The following is a 17,407-nucleotide window of genomic DNA, read 5'->3' on the forward strand; positions in this document are numbered from 1 at the left end:
CCGTACTCCGGGTACGGGGGCGCTCACCCGCCCGGCGTCCCGGGAGGAACGGGCCCGTGCAGGAGCACCTCGCGCGCCTCGTCGCGCAGGCGCCGGGCGGCGGCGGGCGGCGCCGCCTGCACGCCGACGACCGGTGGCTGTACCTGCACGACCCCGAGATGCCCGCGCTCGCCCACGGCTGGAAGCTGCACGTCTCCGCCCGCCCGTCCCGCCTCCCGCTCCTGCTGGACCTGGTGGTGCCGGTGCTGCTGCGCCGCACGTGCGACGCGAAGTTCGCCGCCAGTCGGTCCCTGCTGGGCGAGATGAACTCCGGTGCGCACGGGGCCGCGGCCGTCGGCAAGGCCGTCACGGTGTATCCGCGCGAGGGTGAAGCCGTCGTGCTCGGCGAGGAGTTGGCGAGCGCACTGGCCGGGTGGGACGGTCCGCGGGTGGTCAGCGACCGGCAGCTGCGCCCGGGCTCGCCCGTGTACTACCGCTACGGCCCGTTCCGCGCCCCGTCCGACCGGGACGACCGGGACGACCGGGACGTGCCGCTCATGACCGGCCCGGACGGGCGGACGTTCCCGGGCCTCGCGCAGCCGTCCTACCTCCAGCCCCCTTGGGCCGAGGACCCGTTCGCCGCCCCCTCCCCCGCCCGCCGGGACACGCGCGTGGGCGGGGGCCGCTACCGGATCACCGCCGGGATCACCCGCTCGCCCGGCGGCCACGTCTACCGGGGCGTCGAACTCGCCACCGGGCGCGAGGTGGTGGTCAAGCAGGCGCGGGCCTTCGTCGCCGAGGACACCGACGGCGTCGACGCGCGCGGACGGCTGCGGCACGAGCGGCGGGTGCTGGCGGCGCTGGCGGGCGTGGCGGGGGTGGCGCAGCTGGTCGACTACTTCCGCCACGGCGCGGACGAGTACCTGGTCACGAGCGCCTGCGGGCCGCGCGACCTGCGCCGCGACGTCCTCGCCCACGGTCCCTACGCGGCCGCGGAGTCGGACGGTCGGAACTGGCGGGCGGCGGCCCGGGCGCTGCTGCGGGTGCTGGACGCGGTGCACGCGCGCGGCGTCGTCGTGTGCGACCTGAAGCCCGCGAACGTCGTCATGTCGCCGGCGGGGACGTGGTCGCTGGTGGACTTCGGGGTCAGCGCCCTCGACGGCGAGCGCCCCGCCGGCGCGACCCCGGGCTACGGCCTGCCCGGTGCCTCGCACCCCCAACCCGCCGACGACTACTACGCGCTGGGCACCACGCTGCACTACGCGCTCACCGGCCTCGACCCGGTGGCGGTCGGCTCCGACCCCACCGCCTGCCGCGACCGCACTCTCGCCTGCCTGGCCGCCGCCCTGCCCGGCCCGGACCACCCGGCCCTCGCGGCGGTGTCGGGCCTGCTGGACTTCGACGCCGACGAGCGCACGGCGGCGGCCGCGGCCCTGCGGGAGGGCCGGAGCCCGACGGCCCGAAGCATCGCGCGCCCGGCCGCCGGCGGCATCAAGGGCACCGGCGCCCCCGCCCCCGCACGCCCCACCGCCCCCACACGCCCCACCGCCCCCACACGCCCCGCCGCCCCCGCCTCGGGCCCGGGCCGGCTCGGCGAGACCATCGCCCACACCGTCGACACCTGTGTGCGCATGGCCCACGACCTGCTCGCCGCCCGCCCCGACGGACGCCGGCCGCGCACGCTGCTCTCGCTCTACGACGGCGGCGCCGGCCTCGGCCTCGAACTGCTCCAGCACGCCGACGAGCGCCCCGACGCCCGCGAGGCCGCCGCCGCCCTCGCCCGCTGGACGGCCGCGCACCCGGCGCTCGACCGGCTCGGCCCCGGCCTGTACGACGGGCGCGCCGGAGTCGACCTCTTCCTCGCCCACGCCGCCGACCGGCTGGACACCCCCGGGCCCGCGGCCCCCACCGCCCCGCCGGGCTCCGGCCCCACTGACCAGGTCTCCGGCGCGGCCGGCCTCGGCACCGCCCACCTGCTGCTGGCCGGTCTGACCCGCCACGACCGCGCCCGGCACCACCACGCGGCGGCCGCCGCGTGCGCCCGCCGCCTGACCGACGGCCCGCCCCAGGACCTGGAGGAGGAGCCCAACCCCGGCACCGCCGCCCTCGCCGAGGGCTTCGCCCACGGCCGCGCCGGCCTCGCCCACCTGCTCCTCGCCCTGCCCGACGGGGCGTCCCCGGGCGACACCGCCCGATCAGCCGGACGCGGCATCGTCGAGGGCCTGGCCGCCGACCTCCCGCGCCTGGTCGCCGACGCCGCCCGGCCCGGCGCCACCCGCCGCTACGGCTCGTGGTGCCGCGGCCTGGCGGGCATCGGCACGGTCCTGCTCCAGGCGGGCCTGCGCCTGGGCGAGGACGCGTACGTGGACCTGGCCGCCGACGCGGCCCAGGCGTGCCGGGCGCTGGCACCGCGGATGGGCCAGGTGGTCCAGTGCTGCGGCCTGGCCGGGGTCGGCGAACTGTTCGTCGACCTGGCGCTGGCCACCGGCGAGAAACGGCACTGGGACGCCGCCGGGCACATCGCCGCCCTGCTCCTGTCCCGCGCCGGCGGCCCGCCCCACCGCCCGGTCTTCCCCGGCACCGCCCTGGTCACCGAGTCCCCCGCCTGGGCCGTCGGCACCCCGGGCGTGCTGACCTTCCTGCGCCGCCTGCACCACCGCACCGCCCCCCGCCCGGCGCTCCTGCCGACGATCTGACCAACCGGACGATCCGACCGGCCGTCAATCCGACGGCTTCGGGTACACCCGCTCCCGCCCCTTCACCGAACGGGTGACGAAGAACGTCACCCGGTACACCCCACGCCGCCGGATCGAGGCGCCCTGCCCGTGCCCGTCCAGCTCGCCGAGCGCCTCCTCCTCCGAGTCGTACGCGTAGTTCCGCCCCTTGGCGTCCACGATCCTCCACCCGGCACCCGGCACGCTCTCCGGGCCCGTCGCCGCCCCTTCCGACCTTCGTATCCGAACCGGGAGACGACAGCGCCGCCCCGGGCCCGGTTGTACACCGGCACCGATGACCCCTTAGCGTCGTCGCTGCACGCCGCACCGACGGGCCGCCGGACCGCCGGGGCCCAAGACGACCGTGGGGAAAGAGCGTTGGGGGAAGACCGATGACGCGCGGGCGCCGCACCGTCCGGGCCGCGGCGGTGCTGGGCCTGGCCGTCGCGCTGCTGGCGGCGGCCGCCGGCTGCGGCGCGCCGCAGCCCGGGGACCGCTCCGCGGGCGCCGCCGCCGCGCAGGCCGCCGCCGCGGCGGACGCCGGCCCGGCCCGGCCCCTGGCCGTCGTCTACCGCGGCCCCGCCGCCTGCGACGGCTGTCCCGAGGCCGCGCAGGACCTGCTGGAGCGCAACGGCTTCACCGTCAGCTTCATCGGCCCCGACGAGGAACTGCGCTTCGGCCCCGCCGCACTGGCCGACGCCGCCCTGTACGTCCAGCCGGGCGGCACCAACGGCCAGGAGGTCGCCACCGCGTGGGACCTGCTGCGCCGCACCCCCGGCTTCCGCCCCGAGCTGATCCGCGACTTCGTGCGCGGCGGCGGCCGCTACCTGGGCCTCTGCATGGGCGGCTACCTCGCCGGCGACCCGGGCTACGACCTCCTGCCGGGCGACTCCGGCGAGTACATCAGGACCGTCGGCGCGACCGTCACCGACGAGCAGGACCATCTCGTCGACGTCACCTGGCGCGGGCAGAAGCAGCCGATGTACTTCCAGGACGGCCCCTACTTCGACGTCGACGGCCCCGGCACCGACGTCCTGGCCCGCTACACCAACGACCGCATCGCCGCCGCCGTCGCCGCCTACGGCACCGGCCGCGTCGCCGTCAGCGGCCCCCACCCCGAGGCCCCCGCCGACTGGTACCACAGCTACCACCTGCCCGACGTCTCCCGCAGCGGTCTGAGCCTGGGCGACGACCTGCTGCACACCGCGATGGACACGCCGCGGACCGGCACGCCGTGAGCAGCGTCCTCAGCGCCCCCGCGGCGCCGGCGCCCGGCCCACCGGGACGAACCCGTCCGGGGACCTGACTGCGCGCCCGGTTCCCGGCACGGCGTCCGCGGAGGGCCCACGGCTCGTGCGCGGACGTCGTCGAGCGGGAGCACGTCGGCGATCCGGGCTACCTCCCCGTCATCGAATGGCCCTCGTGGTGCTGCTCGGCCACCCGGAAGCTGCCCACCACGCCGTGCTCGACCCAGATGCCTTCGGTGGGCTCCACCTTCACGCCGTCGCTGGAGCTGTGGGGCCCGACGGTGGCGATGGGGGCGCCGTTGTCGCAGACCGCCCCGCGGAAGACCTCGATGGTCCGGTGGCTCTCGTTGCGGATGTTCAGGGTTTTGGCACCCAGGCCGCTGATCACGGTGACGCAGCCACCCGGGTGGGCGGAGTACGTCCGCTCGTTGATGTGGATCCGACCCTCCTCGAAGAACTCCCGACCCTCGTTGCCCCTGGTGAGACCGCCGTCGCCGGGCGCCTGAACGGGAGCGTCCGCGCGCTGGACGACCGGGACCGCCTTGGCCTGCGGCCCGGAGGCCGACACGGCGTAGGTGATGCCGGTGACGGCCAGGGCCGCGACGGCCGACGCGGCCATCGCGGTGGAGGGGGTCATCTTCATGCAAGTTCTCCTGCTTTCTGAGATCGACTTCGGCAGCCGGCCCGTGATCGAACGTACTGACGATCCCGACTGTCGTTCGGGGCACATCGGAGGACTGACGTTGAGGGGGGACGGGCTGCCAAGAGCAGCCACGCCCCCCGGGGGGATCGGATGATGCAGGGCGTCAAATCGTCAAAGAACTTATTGACAGATAATCGGCCACATTTTTTTGGAGGGTGAGGTCATCTGGCTCTTTCTCACCCTTTCGGCAGCGGGGGGGGTGCCCGGAACTGCCGCGTGATGGTGTGATTCGCCTCCGGGGGATGCGATGCCGTCTGGAGCCCCGGCCCGATTGGGGCGGACCGGGGTTCCCACGTGAAGCAGACGGCTCAGCGGTTGATGCCGTTTCCGCCACCGCGGTTGTTCTCGCCGCCGTGCTCCTCGCCGCCACGGCCGTGCTCCTCACCGCCGTGGTGGTGGCGCTTCTCCACCCGGAAGCTGGCCACCACGCCGTCCTCGACCTCGATGCCCTCGCTGTGGTGCACCTTCACACCGTCGCTGGAGCTGTGCGGGCCGACGGTGGCGACGGGAGCGCCGTTGTCGCAGACCGCCCCGCGGAAGACCTCGACGGTGCTGTGGCTGTCGTTGTGGATGTTCAGGCTCTTGGCGCCCAGGCCGCTGACCACAGTGATGCAGCCGCCCGAGTGGGCCGAGTAGGTCCGCTCGTTGATGTGGATCCGGCCCTCCTCTTCCCGTTCCCGACGAAAGCCGCGGCCCTCATTGCCCTTGACGGCGCCGCCGTCGGCGGGAGCGACCGCCTGCGTGACGGCCGGAGCCGCCTGCTGGACGACCGGAGCCGCCTGCTGAACGACCGGGGCCGCCTGCGCCACCGGGACCGCCTGGGCCGCCGGCCCGGAGGCCGACGCGACGTAGGTGATACCGGTGACGGCCAGGGCCGCGACGGCCGACGCGGCAACCGCGGTGGAGCGGGTCATCTTCATGGAGTTCTCCTGTTCTCTGTGGATCGGCTTTGGCAGCCGACGCGAGATTGAACGTACTAACCGCCCACATGACTGTCATTCCGGACGGATCGAAGGGCTGACCCCGGTGAACCCGAACGGGGTATCCGGAACGGCCGCACACCGCCCCTCGGGAACATCAAGTCACCTGAAAAACAAGAAGATTGACGGAGTTGGGTGCTTAAAGGAGATTATCTGATGTTTGTTCACTCCTTTGGCTGCAAGGACACCTCCCCCCCCCGGCGATGAGGCGAGTCGCCCCCCCGGGGGGAGAGCCCCTCCCCCGGCACCCGACGACGGGGCGGCCGAGGCGGGGAAGAAGCCGGGGGCACCCCCGCCTGCCGAGAGTGCGGGCACAGGTGAAAGCCCGGCGGCGGCGCTCGAAGCCCGGCAGGCCGTCGAGGACGAAGCCGGGGTCCCGATGACGGCGCCGCGCGCCCGCCCCGGGACGCCGCGGCCGGACGCCCGCCGTCCGGGTGCGCGACCGCACCGCTCGGGCGGCCGCCCGAGCGGCTCAGCGCACGGCCTGGCGGGCCCGTAGTCCGGGCGCCCCGCTCACGCGAGCGGCCCGGGCGGACGTCATGACGGCGAAGGGGTGGGGGACGGGCACGAAGCGCGCCCCGAGCTTTTTCCCGGCCCCGGCGCCCCGCACTAGTGCACCTCCCGCCCCGCCCCGCCTGGGCGGCCGCCCCGCGCACCGCCCCGGGGTGCCCTCCGAGCGCCCTAGTGCACTAGTGCGCTGTTGCCAAAAACCTCCCAGTTAAAGCTTGTTGAGCGCATTGCGTACGCCGTACATTCGGGGCATGGAGACGAACGCAGCGAACGACACCGACATCCTCATCTCCGGCGCCGGCATCGCCGGCCCCGTCCTCGCCCACTGGCTGCGCCAAGGCGGCTTCAACCCCCTCGTCGTCGAGCGCGCCCCCGCCCCGCGCCCGGGCGGGCAGACCGTGGACCTGCGCGGCGCCGGCCGCACCGTCATCGAGCGGATGGGGCTGATGGAGCGGGCCCGCGCGCTCTGCGTCGACCAACGCGGGCTCGCACTGGTCGACCGCAGGGGGCGGCTGACCGCGCGGATACCCGTCGAGCTGTTCGAGGGCGAGGGCATCGTCTCCGAGATCGAGATCCTGCGCGGCGACCTCGCCGACCTGCTGTACCGCACCACCGCCCACGAGGTCGAGTACCTCTTCGACGACACCGTCACCGCCCTGGCCGAGGACGCGAACGGCGTCACCGTCACCTTCGAGAAGGCGGCGCCGCGCCGCTTCGCCCTGGTCGTCGGCGCGGACGGGCTGCACTCGACGGTGCGCCGCCTCGCCTTCGGCGCCGGGGACGGGCACTACCGGCCGCTCGGCGGCTACAACGCCTGGTTCACCGTCAGGGACGAAATCGACCTGGACGGCTGGTTCCTGATGTACAACGCGCCCGGCGGCCTGGTCGCCGGCGCCCGACCGGGGCGGCTGCCCGGCGAGATCAAGGCCTCGCTCAGCTTCCGCTCCGCGCCGCTCGCCCTCGAGCGCCGCGACACCGCCGCCCAGCAGCGGCTGCTCGCCGAGCGGTTCGCGGGCGCCGGCTGGGAGGTGGACCGGCTGCTCGCCGGAATGGCCCGGGCCGACGACTTCTTCTTCGACTCCTACGGCCAGATCCACCTCGACCACTACACCCGCGGCCGCGTCGCGCTCGTCGGCGACGCCGGCTACTGCCCCAGCCCGCTGACGGGCCTGGGCACCAGCCTCGCCCTGGTCGGCGCCTACCTGCTGGCCGGTGAACTCGCCGCCGCCCGCGCCGCCGGCACCGGCCACCGTGCGGCGTTCGCCCGCTACGAGGAGCTGATGCGCCCGTACGTCACCCGCTCCCAGGAGCTGCCGCCCGGCGGCGTGAACGGCTACGCCCCCAACAGCGCGACGATGATCCGCCTGCGCGCCGCCTCCATGCGGATGATGGGCCGCTGGCCGATGCGCACCATCCTGGCCGCCCAGTTCGCCAAGGCCGGCGACATCGACCTGCCCGACTACGCCCTCGCCGCCGCCTGACGGCCCGGCAGCCGGGCACACGGGCCACCGCACGGGCCACCGCCCGTCAGCCGTCCTGCGGGTGTTGCCGTCCGCACCGGGGGGCGCCCACCACTTGAACCTCACCCGACGTCAGGAGGCATCGTTGCGGCATGACCTCCGAACAGACCTGGAAGGTCGGCCCCCTCGCCGAGGCGAGCGGGCTGACCGTGCGCACGCTGCACCACTGGGACCACATCGGCCTCCTCAGCCCCTCCCGCCGCACCCCCTCCGGGCACCGCGAGTACACCGAACAGGACGTCGTGCGCCTGTACCTCGTCCTGGCCCTGCGCCGCCTCGGACTCGGGCTGGAGACCATCGCCACCTGCCTGGACGCCGGCGTCGACCCGCTGCGCCTGGTCGGCGAACACCTCGTCGGCGTCGACGCCGCCCTGACGGCCATGACCGCGCTGCGCGACCGTCTCGCCCACATCCACGGCGAACTCGCCGCCGAGCGCACCCCCGACACCGCCGCCCTCATCCGCGTCCTGCAGGCCATGCGCGGCACCGGCGGCACCGGCGCCGAAGGCGCGCTGCGCCGCCACCTCGACGACGACCAGCTCGACGCCCTGCGCGACCACGCCGCCGCGCTGGGGCCCGCCGCGCACTACTACCTCGACATCGAGTGGCCGCAGCTCTACCGGCGCGCCGAGGCCCTGCGCCAGGCCGGCGCCGACCCGGCCGGGCCGGAGGTCCAGCGCGTCGTGCGGCGCATCGACGAACTCGGCGCCCTGTTCTCCGGCGGCGACCGCGCCCTGTCCGGCGCCGTGCGCGGCGCCTGGCGCAGCGACCCGGCCGCCCTGTCCGGCGACCCGCACGCCCCGGCCGGCCAGTGGCGCGAGCTCGCCGACTTCCTCGACCGCGCCCGCGGCGGCGCGGCGTGAGCGCGATGCCCCGCGGTGTGCGGCTGCGCGTCGCGGTGGTCTCCGTCCTGCCCGTCCTGTTCCCGGCCCTGCTGCTGCTCACCGTCGCGGCGATGCTCCACCTGGTGCCCTGGCCGGTGGTCCCCGCGGTGGCGGTGGCCCTGCTCGTCCAGGCCCTGGTCACCTACCTCCGCCCGGGCCGCCCCCGGCGCGACTGACGCCGCGTCCGGCGCGGCTGACGCAACCGGGACCTGCCCCCGAACCGAAACGGCCACCACCGCCGTGGCACCAGCCCATCCGGCCGCGCACCCCGGGCCTGCGGGCCCCGCGCTGCGGGGCGGGGCGGCGGCGATCTAGGGTGCTGGCATGATCTCCTCACCGATATCCGGCCCCCGCGACGCCCTGCAGGTGCTGATGGAGGGCAACGCGCGGTTCGTCGCGGGCTCCCCCGAGCACCCCAACCAGGACGCCGGGCGGCGGGCCGCGCTCGCTCCGGCGCAGCGGCCGTTCGCGGTGCTGTTCGGCTGCTCGGACTCGCGTCTGGCGGCCGAGATCATCTTCGACCGGGGCCTGGGCGACCTGTTCGTCGTCCGTACGGCGGGGCACGTGGCCGGGGCGGAGGTGCTGGGCAGCATCGAGTACGGGGTGAGCGTGCTGGAGTGCCCGCTGGTGGTCGTGCTCGGGCACGACTCGTGCGGGGCGGTGGGCGCGGCGCTGGACGCGCTGGAGCAGGGCCGCATGCCCGGCGGCTACGTGCGGGACGTGGTGGAGCGGGTGACGTCGAGCGTGGTGTCCGCCAGGGCGGCGGGCATCGGGGACCCGGACGCGATCGTGGACGAGCACATCCGCCAGAGCGTCGACCTGTTGCTGGAGCGCTCGCGGCTGCTGGCCGCGAAGGTCGCCGAGGGCACGGTGGGCGTGGTGGGCCTGTCCTACCGCCTGCGCGACGGCCAGGCCCGCACGGTCGCCGCCCGCGGCGACATCGGCTGAGCCGTCCCCGGAACGCCGGCTTCGGGTCCGGTCGAAGTCGTCGGATGAACCCCGGCGCCGCCGCGCGGGCGCCAACGTCGATGCCCGCCCGTGGCGGGGTCGGCCGGCTGCCCGGGAACGCCGTCACCCCGCCCCGCCCCGGGGTGGGGCGGGGCGGGGTGACGGGAAGGCGGGGCCGGGGGTCAGGCGCCGGTGTTCTCGGCGAGGGTGTGGGCGACGAGGGCGTTGGCGTGGCCGTGGCCGAGGCCGTGCTCGGTCTTGAGCCAGGCGACGAGTTCCATGTGCTTGGTGAGCGGCGAGGAGCGGATCAGGTCCTTCCACTCGGCGATGGGGCGGCCGTGCTTCTTCTCGATCGACGGAAAGTAGCTCGCGGGGCCCTTCACAGGTTCGGTCATGATCAGATGTTCCCATCGTTCTCGAGCGAGTTGATCTTCGCGGTCGCGGCGGTGAGCCACAGCAGGCCGAGCGCCGCGCCGGCGGTGAAGGCGGCGACGCCGCCCCCCGGGGAAGAGAACGCGCGGGTGACGTCGAAGCCGTCGCGGGCGAGGCCCTGCGCGGCGCCCCGGGCGAGGAACAGCGGGCCCGCGACGGTGGCGGCCGTCGCCGTCCGGGAGCGGGTGGCGGCAACGGCAGGGGCGGTGGGGGTCACGTCGTCGGGCCTTCCGTGAAGCGGTGCGCGGTGCGTTTCACGGGTTTGGACCGTGATCGCACCGCGCACTCATCGCTTCACTCGCGTGACCTGCGTCACACCGGCATCACTCCGGGATCACACCGCCGCGCGGCGCCTGCCCCGGCCGGCGCGGCGGCCGGCCGGCGGGGTGGGGTCGGCGGTCCAGGCGGCGACGGGGTTGCCGAGCCAGCGGGTGGAGCCGGGGACGTTCTCGCCGCGCATGACCAGGGAGGCCGGGCCGACGGTGGTGCCGTCGCCGAGGGCGGAGTTGAGCAGCACGATGGAGTGCGGCCCGGTGGTGGAGCCGGCGCCGAGGTGGACGGTGCCCAGGCGCATGACGCGGTCGTGGAAGAGGTGGGTCTGCAGGACGGTGCCGCGGTTCACGCTGGCGCCGGCCTCGACGGTGACGAGGTCGCTCTCGGGCAGCCAGTGGGTCTCGCACCACACGCCGCGCCCGATGCGCGCGCCGAGGCTGCGCAGCCACAGGTTCAGGTAGGGGGTGCCGGTGATGCTGGAGCCGCCGAAGGGCATGGCGAGTTCCTCGACGAAGGTGTCGTAGAGCTCGTTGCGCCACACGAAGGAGGACCACAGGGGGTGTTCGTCGGTGCGGAAGCGGCCGACGAGCAGCCACTTGGCGGCGGTGGTGAGCGCGCAGGCGAGGACGGCGGCGGCTGCGAGGACCAGTCCGCCGGCGGCAATGGCGACGGGCACGCCGTAGTCGTCGCGGATCTCCTGGAAGGCGACGAGGACGAAGTCGCCGAGGATCGCCGCGAGGATGATCGGCAGCAGGCGGCAGGTCTCGACGCCGGCGCGCGCCCACATCAGGCGCTTGGGCGGGTCGTAGGTGCGTGCCTCGCCGCCGGTGTCGGCGACGCGGGGCAGGGCGAAGGCGGGGCGCCCGAGCCAGGAGGAGCCCTCGGGGGCGTGGGCGGGGGTGTCGGAGAGGACGCCGACGAGGGAGTTGTCGGGCAGGTGGCGGCCGGGGCCGACGATGCCGGAGTTGCCGACGAAGGAGCGGCGCCCGACCCGGGAGGGGCCCAGGTGCAGCCAGCCGCGGCGGACCTCGTAGGGGGCGACGAGGGTGTCGTCGGCGAGGAAGGCGCCGTCGTCCACGCGCATGAGCCCGGGCAGGGACAGCACTGTGGAGGCCTCGACGCGCCGGCCGATCTTCGCTCCGAGCAGGCGCAGCCACAGCGGGGTGAAGAGGCTGGCGTAGAGGGGGAAGAGGGTGCGGCGGGCGGTGTCGGTGAGGCGGTGGACGGCCCAGGCGCAGAAGGCCACCTTGCCGTGGGCGGGGTGGTGGCCGGGGCGCAGCGGGAGGGAGAGGAGGCGTACGGCCAGCACTATGAGGGTGGCGTGGCAGAAGAGGGTGAGGACGGTGAGGGGGATGGTGAGGGGCAGGAGCTGGAGGATGGCCTGGCTGAGGGTGCGGTCGGTGTCGATCATCGGGTAGACGATCGTGAGGGCGGGCAGGGCGGCGGCGACGGGCAGGAGGCCGATGAGGGTCAGGCCGATGCCGTAGGCGAGGTTCCACGCGCGTGGGCGGGATGCCGGGGCGGGTTGCGAAGGCCAGTCGGCGGGTGTCTCGGGGGCGGGGCGGGCCGGGGAGCCGTGCCAGTGTTCGCGGGCGGGGACGGCGCCGGTGACGCAGGAGCCGGGGGCGATGTCGGCGCCGGTGCCGATGCGGGCGCCGGGCATGAGGGTGGAGCGGGTGGCGATGCGGGCGCCTTCGCCGACCTCGATGTGGCCGAGGTGGAGGATGTCGCCGTCGAGCCACCAGCCGGCGATGTCGACCTCGGGTTCGAGGACGGCGCCGGCGCCGAGGCGGGCGAGGCCGGTGACGGGGGGCAGGGTGTGCAGGTGGACGTCCTTGCCGATGCGGCAGCCGACGGCGCGCGCGTAGCGGGCGGCCCAGGGGGTGCCGGCGAGGGCGGCGACGCCGAAGAGGGCGACGGTGCGTTCGGCCAGCCACAGGCGCAGGTGGACGTGGCCGCCGCGCGGGTGGCTGCCGGGGCGGATGCCGGCGGTCAGGACGCGGGCGGCCGCGGCGGCGAGGAGGGTGCGGCCGGGGGCGCTGTAGAAGAGGAGGAGGCCGGCGAGGACGGGCCACCAGGAGGAGTGGGGGGCCCACGGGAGGTGGGCGCCGACGAGGTTGTCGAGGGCGACGAGGACGAGGACCCAGCGCAGGCCGGCGAGGGTGAACAGGCCGAACAGGGCGATGGTCTGCCACAGGCCGGCGCTGGCGGGGGTGCGGCGCACCCTGCGCTCGACGAGCGGCGCGTGGGCCGGGGCCGCGTGGGCCTCGGTCTGCGGCGGGACGAGGGAGTCCAGGTGCGCGGCCATCGCGCTCAGGCCGGGGTGGGCGTAGAGGTCGGCGACGGACACGCCGGGGTAGCGGGTGCGCAGTTCGGAGACGAGGCGGGCGGCGGTGAGGCTGGAGCCGCCGAGGGCGAAGAAGTCGTCGCCGGCGCCGGGGGCCATGCCGAGCAGGGCCTCCCAGCGGCCGGCGAGCCAGCCGGCGGTGCCTTCCAGGGGGCCGGCGGCGGTGTCCTGCTGGCCGGTGGTGGCCAGCGGCCAGGGCAGGGCGTTTCGGTCGACCTTGCCGGAGATGCGGGTGGGCAGGGAGTCGACGAGGGCGAGGACGGGGACGAGCGGGGCGGGCAGGCGTTCCAGCAGCAGTTGGCGGGCGGCGGCGAGGTCGGGCCGGGTGCCGGGCTGGGCGACGAGGTAGCCGACCAGCAGGTCGGCGCCGGCGGGGGTCTTGCGGACGGCGGCGGCCGCGGCGCGGATGTCGGGCAGGGCCTGGAGGGCGGCGTCGATCTCGCCGAGTTCGATGCGCCGGCCGCCGAGTTTGACCTGGTCGTCGGCGCGGCCGAGGAAGACCAGGCCTTCGGGGTCGTTGCGCACGAGGTCGCCGCTGCGGTAGACGCGCGGGGAGGCGAAGACGGGGTGGGGGCTGAACTTCTCGGCGTCCTTGGCGGGGTCGAGGTAGCGGGCGGTGCCGATGCCGCTGATGAGCAGTTCGCCGGTCTCGTACCAGGGCACGGGGTTGCCGGCCTGGTCGACGACGGCGATCTCCCAGCCGTCCAGGGGGGCGCCGATGCGCACCGGCTGTCCGGGCAGCATGCGGGCGGCGGTGGCGACGACGGTGGTCTCGGTGGGGCCGTAGGTGTTCCAGAACTCGCGGCCCGCGGTGGCCAGGCGCTCGACGAGTTCGGCGGGGCAGGCCTCGCCGCCGACGATGATCAGGCGCACCGCGTCCAGGCACTCCTGGGGCCACAGGGCGAGGAGGGTGGGGACGGTGGAGATGGCGGTGATGCGGCGTTCGACGAGCCAGGGGCCGAGGTCGGTGCCGGCCTTGACGAGGGAGCGGGGGGCGGGCACCAGGCAGGCGCCGTGGCGCCAGGCCAGCCACATCTCCTCGCAGGAGGCGTCGAAGGCGACGGACAGGCCGGCGAGGACGCGGTCGCCGGGGCCGAGGGGCTGCGGCCGGAGGAACAGGCGGGCCTCGGCGTCGACGAAGGCGGCGGCGCTGCGGTGGGTGACGGCGACGCCCTTGGGGCGGCCGGTGGTGCCGGAGGTGAAGATGATCCACGCGTCGTCGGCGGGCGAGGGCCAGGCGGGGCGGCCCGAGGGGCGGGCCTGGGGGCCGGCGGCCAGCTGCCGTCCGGCGCCGATGACGGCGCACACCTGGGCGTCGTTCCAGATCATGTCGGCGCGCTCGTCCGGGTCGTCGGCGTCCACCGGCACGTAGGCGGCGCCGCAGCGCAGGACGGCGAGGACGGCGACGTACAGGTCGGCGGTGCCGGAGGGGATGCGCACGCCGACGCGGTCGCCGCGGCCGATGCCGTGGCGGGCGAGGGCGCCGGCGAGGGCGTCGACCTCCTGGAGGAGGGTGCGGTAGTCGAGCACCTGGGTGCCGGTGTCCAGCGCGGGCGCGTGCGGGTGGGTGTCGGCGGTGGCGGCGATGATGTCGAGCAGGCTGCGCGGGTGGGCGGGCTGGGCCACCGGCCACGCGGCCGCGTACCCGGGGTGGGGGCGGTACAGCGTGCCCGGGCCGGCCGTGTCCTGACGTACGTCCATGTGGGGTGGTTCCTCGGCTCCGGTTTCCTGGGGCAGGTCTCTTGGCTCAGGTCTCTTGAGATCAGGTGCGGTGGCACCCGCGGGTGGGCGGGTGCGAACGCGGACGGGCGTCACTCGGGGTGACGCCCGTGGAAGCACCTTCTTTCACCATGACTCGGTCGGGAGTCCGGCGGATGCAGGGGAAGAGGGGTCAAAGGAAATTCTCATCATCAGTGCCGTGCGGGCCGACAGGGGAACGATTCGAATGTCATTTCGGTATTTTTGGGATGTTTTCGCTGGTGAAGGGTAGCGGCTGCGCAAGGGCCGCGCCGCGACGGGAGCGGCGGGAGTGATGAACGCCATGCGACCGCGACGCTACCGGTTGCGGCGGGAACCGCGCAGCCGAGGGGATGTGCGAACCACTCACCCGGTCAACACACAGTGATGATGACCTTGCCTCGGAGGTGTCCTTCGCAGACGCACCGGATCGCCCCGGGGACCCGGGCGAGAGGGAGGACGCGGCCGACGGCCGGGCGCAGCCGCCCCGCCCCGGCACGGGCGGCGCGGGCGGCGAGGGCGTGCGGGCCGGCGGCGCGGGGGCGGGCGGGCGCACACGCATTCGGCGTAGGAGCCGTCGGCGACGCCGTGGACCGCGTCACCCGGTGCGAAGGTGCTCACCCGTTCGTACCGCCTCCACCATCCGGGCGAGGTCGCTGCCGCGCACCGGCGTGCGGCGCGTGCGGCCCGCGGGCCCGTCGCACGGTGTACGGGGTGCCGGCGTACGGGGTGCCGGTGGCCGGGTGCCACGGGCCGGGGCCGGCGGAGGCGTCACGCTCCGGAAGCCGGGTGCGGGCGGGCCGCCCGTGCGGCTGCTGGCGTCGTCGTCCGTGAGCCTGGTCCCGGTACGCGGCGGCCGGGCACTGGAGCACCGGGGGCGTGCCGGACGCCGCCGGCCGACCGGAGCGTCCAGCCGGCCTGTCTCACGTCCCGGCTCCCGGCCGCGGCCGGCGCACCGGGAGGGCGGCGGCCGCACCGCCCACCTCAGCCCTCGGACTCCTGCCCCTGCGCGAAGGCGATGAGCTGCTCGGCGGACCACACGAGCCGGCCCGTGCGCAGGTCCTCCAGCACCGAGCCCAACCACGCCGCCTCCGCGCCGGTGACCGCGCGCAGGTACTCGGTCTCCAGCAGGACGATCCGCGGCAGGCCCATCCGCTCGCCCTGGACAAGGTCCGCCTCCAGGCCCTCCAGTGCCTTGGTCATTCGGGCGAGCCGCGCCTCAAGCGCCTCGACGATCTCCCGCGGCTCCAGCAGCAGCACGTGCGAGAGCGCCGCCGGGAACTCCGGGAACTCCGCCTTGGGCGCGGCGAGCATCTCCAGCAGCCAGGCGCGCGCGGTCGCGCGGCCTGCGCCGGTGAGCTCGTAGACGGTGCGCTCGGGGTAGAGCTGGTCGCGCCCGGTCTCGCGCACCGCGATCAGGCCCGCCTCCAGCAGGCGCTCGATCGTGCGGTAGAGGCTCGCCCGCTGGCCGACGTTGACGACCTGGTCCTTGCCCCACTGCTTGATCAGCCGCTGCACGCCGTACGGGTGCAGCGGCCGGTAGTGCAGCAGGGCGAGGACGGTGAGGGCGAGCGGTGAGCTGCGCGGTGCGGTGGTGGCCATGCGACCGATTTTACCCGCCGAACTATCCCCAGAAGAACTAGTTGCACTGAGACTAGTCAGCATTGCATGATGGATCCGCGCCGGACGGCCGAACGGAACGGACCGCCCGCACGCCCAACCCGCCTGGGAGGAACCCGAGATGAGCACCATCGCCACCACCGCCGAGCGCATCCACGCCGACCACACCACCGTCAAGCGCATGGGCCACTGGACCGAAGCCGGCGTCATCGAGGTCCGCGCCCGCAGCGGCGCCGTCGTCCTCGACCTGCGCTCGCCGCAGGTCCCCGGGGAAGTCGAGATCCGCCTCGGCCTGCACCGCGCGATGGTCAAGCTGCTCCTGCCCGAGGACGCGCCCGTCGACCACTGGGACCTGCACTGGAGCGGCAAGGGCAGGATCAAGGACGCCGCCGGCGCGGGCACGGGCGGCTCCCGCCGCATCCGCCTGACCGGCACCGCCGCCGACAGCGAGGTCCGCGTCCACCGCGGCGGCGTCGCGGTCCTGTCCGCGATGTGCTCCCGCGAGTACGTCCAGGACCTGCGCGCCGCCCACCGCGAGGGCCGCATGCCGATCGTCGACGACCCGGCCCGCGGGTGAGCGGCCCGCGCCGGACAACCACCGTGCCCCACAACCGCGCGGACGGCGGTCGAGCGGTTATCGCCCGACCGCCGTCCGCGCCCGTGCGACGCTGCCCCGCATGACCAGCCCCGCCGCCTCAGCCACCCCGTTCACCCCGGCGGTCCAGGCCTGGCACGCCGCCTTCGACGAGCCGTGCCGCCTGGACGACACCGCACGCAAGCGCATCCCCCATCTCCCCACCGCCGCCCACGATCCGGCCTTCGCCTGCCGCAACCTCGACACCCGGGCGCTCCTCGCCCGCATCGGCATCAACGACGGACACCCCGTCAGCGGCGGGCTGGAGATGAGCGACAGGACCAGCTGACCGCCCAGGACACCCGGTCGACCGGCTACCCGAACCGGCCGCGGCCTTCTTGGACTTCGGCGCGCAGTTGGCTGCGGGTACGCATCAGGATCCGGCCGAGCATGTTCCTGCCGGATCCGGTCCTGCCGCGGCCCCAGTAGTGGTCGGTGCTGGTGTCCTCGACGATCTCCTCGTCGCCGGTGGACAGCAAGATGCCGCGGATGTCCGCGTGCGCCCGGAACTTGGCCGCCACGGCACGGCGCATCACGTCGTCCTTGACCCGCTCCCAGTCCCGCCGCAGCGGCTTGGCCCGGTCACGGCCCAACTCGGCGGCGCGCAGCGGCGTGCGGGCCCGGCGGATGAGGTCGGCGTGGCGGGTGCCGGCGAACTTCTGGGCCTGGAAGTAGTGCTCCGAGGTCGGCCACACGTGCCCGTCGAGGTCCACGCCGTGCGCGGAGAAGTTGGAGAAGCAGCCGTAGGGGACTTCGTCGGCGCCGTAGAAGTAGATCGTCAATCCGAGCCTCGTGACGGTTGCGGGAACCCGCACGGTCCCAGGCGCCGGACGCACGCGCAACGGGTTTTGCCCGTCCCTGCCGTCGCCAGGTGGCGCA

General features: G+C 75.0%; 17 protein-coding genes. 8 read left to right on the forward strand and 9 right to left on the reverse strand.

Annotated features, from left to right (window positions below; all coding sequences use genetic code 11):
• The first annotated feature begins 56 nt into the window (after nt 1-56).
• Nucleotides 57-2,675, forward strand: a complete 2,619-nt coding sequence (lanL, locus tag ACWCXH_RS24305) for a class IV lanthionine synthetase LanL (protein WP_449803574.1) — start codon at nt 57-59, stop codon at nt 2,673-2,675.
• A gap of 24 nt (nt 2,676-2,699) precedes the next feature.
• On the opposite strand, the gene ACWCXH_RS24310 is transcribed toward lanL, so the two are convergent.
• Entirely contained in the window at nt 2,700-2,873 is a 174-nt protein-coding gene (locus tag ACWCXH_RS24310) for a hypothetical protein (protein WP_449803575.1), read from the reverse strand.
• A gap of 212 nt (nt 2,874-3,085) precedes the next feature.
• On the opposite strand from ACWCXH_RS24310, the gene ACWCXH_RS24315 reads away from it, so the two are divergent.
• Nucleotides 3,086-3,931 (forward strand): BPL-N domain-containing protein, encoded by an 846-nt coding sequence (locus ACWCXH_RS24315; RefSeq protein ID WP_449803576.1) that lies wholly within the window; start codon nt 3,086-3,088, stop codon nt 3,929-3,931.
• Between the two features lie 157 nt (nt 3,932-4,088).
• Here the strand turns inward: ACWCXH_RS24315 and ACWCXH_RS24320 are convergent, their stop codons facing one another.
• Nucleotides 4,089-4,583 (reverse strand): hypothetical protein, encoded by a 495-nt coding sequence (locus ACWCXH_RS24320; protein ID WP_449803577.1) that lies wholly within the window; start codon nt 4,581-4,583, stop codon nt 4,089-4,091.
• A 368-nt stretch (nt 4,584-4,951) separates the two neighbouring features.
• On the reverse strand, nt 4,952-5,563 hold the full coding sequence (locus tag ACWCXH_RS24325) for a hypothetical protein (RefSeq protein ID WP_449803578.1): 612 nt from the start codon (nt 5,561-5,563) through the stop codon (nt 4,952-4,954).
• An 821-nt stretch (nt 5,564-6,384) separates the two neighbouring features.
• Here ACWCXH_RS24325 and ACWCXH_RS24330 point away from each other — a divergent pair.
• From ACWCXH_RS24330 to ACWCXH_RS24345, 4 genes are all read left to right on the forward strand, one after another.
• Nucleotides 6,385-7,614 carry an FAD-dependent monooxygenase gene (locus ACWCXH_RS24330; protein WP_449803579.1) on the forward strand — a complete coding sequence of 410 codons (1,230 nt, stop codon included), beginning with the start codon at nt 6,385-6,387 and terminating at the stop codon, nt 7,612-7,614.
• Nucleotides 7,615-7,745: 131 nt separating this feature from the next.
• Nucleotides 7,746-8,516 (forward strand): MerR family transcriptional regulator, encoded by a 771-nt coding sequence (locus ACWCXH_RS24335; RefSeq protein WP_449803580.1) that lies wholly within the window; start codon nt 7,746-7,748, stop codon nt 8,514-8,516.
• Nucleotides 8,513-8,713, forward strand: coding sequence for a hypothetical protein (locus ACWCXH_RS24340; protein WP_449803581.1), 201 nt, complete (start codon nt 8,513-8,515; stop codon nt 8,711-8,713). Before ACWCXH_RS24335 ends, ACWCXH_RS24340 begins: the two co-directional genes overlap by 4 nt.
• Before the next feature lie 148 nt (nt 8,714-8,861).
• Nucleotides 8,862-9,485 carry a carbonic anhydrase gene (locus ACWCXH_RS24345; RefSeq protein ID WP_449803582.1) on the forward strand — a complete coding sequence of 208 codons (624 nt, stop codon included), beginning with the start codon at nt 8,862-8,864 and terminating at the stop codon, nt 9,483-9,485.
• Between the two features lie 182 nt (nt 9,486-9,667).
• Here the strand turns inward: ACWCXH_RS24345 and ACWCXH_RS24350 are convergent, their stop codons facing one another.
• The 5 genes from ACWCXH_RS24350 to ACWCXH_RS24370 all read right to left on the reverse strand — a co-directional run bounded on the left by ACWCXH_RS24350 (nt 9,668) and on the right by ACWCXH_RS24370 (nt 15,876).
• Complete coding sequence (locus ACWCXH_RS24350) at nt 9,668-9,880, reverse strand: DUF4287 domain-containing protein (protein WP_449803583.1); 213 nt, start codon at nt 9,878-9,880, stop codon at nt 9,668-9,670.
• 2 nt (nt 9,881-9,882) lie between these two features.
• The gene (locus ACWCXH_RS24355) at nt 9,883-10,134 is read right to left on the reverse strand and encodes a hypothetical protein (protein ID WP_449803584.1); all 252 of its coding nucleotides are present in this window, start codon (nt 10,132-10,134) and stop codon (nt 9,883-9,885) included.
• A 117-nt stretch (nt 10,135-10,251) separates the two neighbouring features.
• Nucleotides 10,252-14,238, reverse strand: a complete 3,987-nt coding sequence (locus tag ACWCXH_RS24360; protein WP_449803585.1) for a Pls/PosA family non-ribosomal peptide synthetase — start codon at nt 14,236-14,238, stop codon at nt 10,252-10,254.
• 410 nt (nt 14,239-14,648) lie between these two features.
• On the reverse strand, nt 14,649-14,876 hold the full coding sequence (locus ACWCXH_RS24365; protein ID WP_449803586.1) for a zinc-binding dehydrogenase: 228 nt from the start codon (nt 14,874-14,876) through the stop codon (nt 14,649-14,651).
• A 382-nt stretch (nt 14,877-15,258) separates the two neighbouring features.
• A complete protein-coding gene (locus tag ACWCXH_RS24370; RefSeq protein WP_449803587.1) occupies nt 15,259-15,876 on the reverse strand; it encodes a PadR family transcriptional regulator in 618 nt (205 codons plus the stop codon).
• 139 nt (nt 15,877-16,015) lie between these two features.
• Between ACWCXH_RS24370 and ACWCXH_RS24375 the strand changes: the two genes are divergently transcribed.
• Nucleotides 16,016-16,471: a hypothetical protein gene (locus ACWCXH_RS24375; RefSeq protein ID WP_449803588.1), complete on the forward strand. Its 456-nt coding sequence runs from the start codon at nt 16,016-16,018 to the stop codon at nt 16,469-16,471.
• A 100-nt stretch (nt 16,472-16,571) separates the two neighbouring features.
• Nucleotides 16,572-16,817, forward strand: a complete 246-nt coding sequence (locus ACWCXH_RS24380; RefSeq protein ID WP_449803589.1) for a hypothetical protein — start codon at nt 16,572-16,574, stop codon at nt 16,815-16,817.
• 25 nt (nt 16,818-16,842) lie between these two features.
• Here the strand turns inward: ACWCXH_RS24380 and ACWCXH_RS24385 are convergent, their stop codons facing one another.
• Nucleotides 16,843-17,310: an NADAR family protein gene (locus ACWCXH_RS24385; RefSeq protein ID WP_449803590.1), complete on the reverse strand. Its 468-nt coding sequence runs from the start codon at nt 17,308-17,310 to the stop codon at nt 16,843-16,845.
• Nucleotides 17,311-17,407 lie beyond the last annotated feature (97 nt).

This window comes from Kitasatospora sp. NPDC001660, from assembly GCF_053596725.1.

Coding starts and splice junctions, on each gene's coding strand:
- ACWCXH_RS24315 (WP_449803576.1), top strand. CDS start 3,086: ATGACGCGCGGGCGCCGCACCGTCCGGGCCGCGGCGGTGCTGGGCCTG.
- ACWCXH_RS24320 (WP_449803577.1), bottom strand. CDS start 4,583: ATGAAGATGACCCCCTCCACCGCGATGGCCGCGTCGGCCGTCGCGGCC.
- ACWCXH_RS24325 (WP_449803578.1), bottom strand. CDS start 5,563: ATGAAGATGACCCGCTCCACCGCGGTTGCCGCGTCGGCCGTCGCGGCC.
- ACWCXH_RS24330 (WP_449803579.1), top strand. CDS start 6,385: ATGGAGACGAACGCAGCGAACGACACCGACATCCTCATCTCCGGCGCC.
- ACWCXH_RS24335 (WP_449803580.1), top strand. CDS start 7,746: ATGACCTCCGAACAGACCTGGAAGGTCGGCCCCCTCGCCGAGGCGAGC.
- ACWCXH_RS24345 (WP_449803582.1), top strand. CDS start 8,862: ATGATCTCCTCACCGATATCCGGCCCCCGCGACGCCCTGCAGGTGCTG.
- ACWCXH_RS24350 (WP_449803583.1), bottom strand. CDS start 9,880: ATGACCGAACCTGTGAAGGGCCCCGCGAGCTACTTTCCGTCGATCGAG.
- ACWCXH_RS24360 (WP_449803585.1), bottom strand. CDS start 14,238: ATGGACGTACGTCAGGACACGGCCGGCCCGGGCACGCTGTACCGCCCC.
- ACWCXH_RS24370 (WP_449803587.1), bottom strand. CDS start 15,876: ATGGCCACCACCGCACCGCGCAGCTCACCGCTCGCCCTCACCGTCCTC.
- ACWCXH_RS24375 (WP_449803588.1), top strand. CDS start 16,016: ATGAGCACCATCGCCACCACCGCCGAGCGCATCCACGCCGACCACACC.
- ACWCXH_RS24380 (WP_449803589.1), top strand. CDS start 16,572: ATGACCAGCCCCGCCGCCTCAGCCACCCCGTTCACCCCGGCGGTCCAG.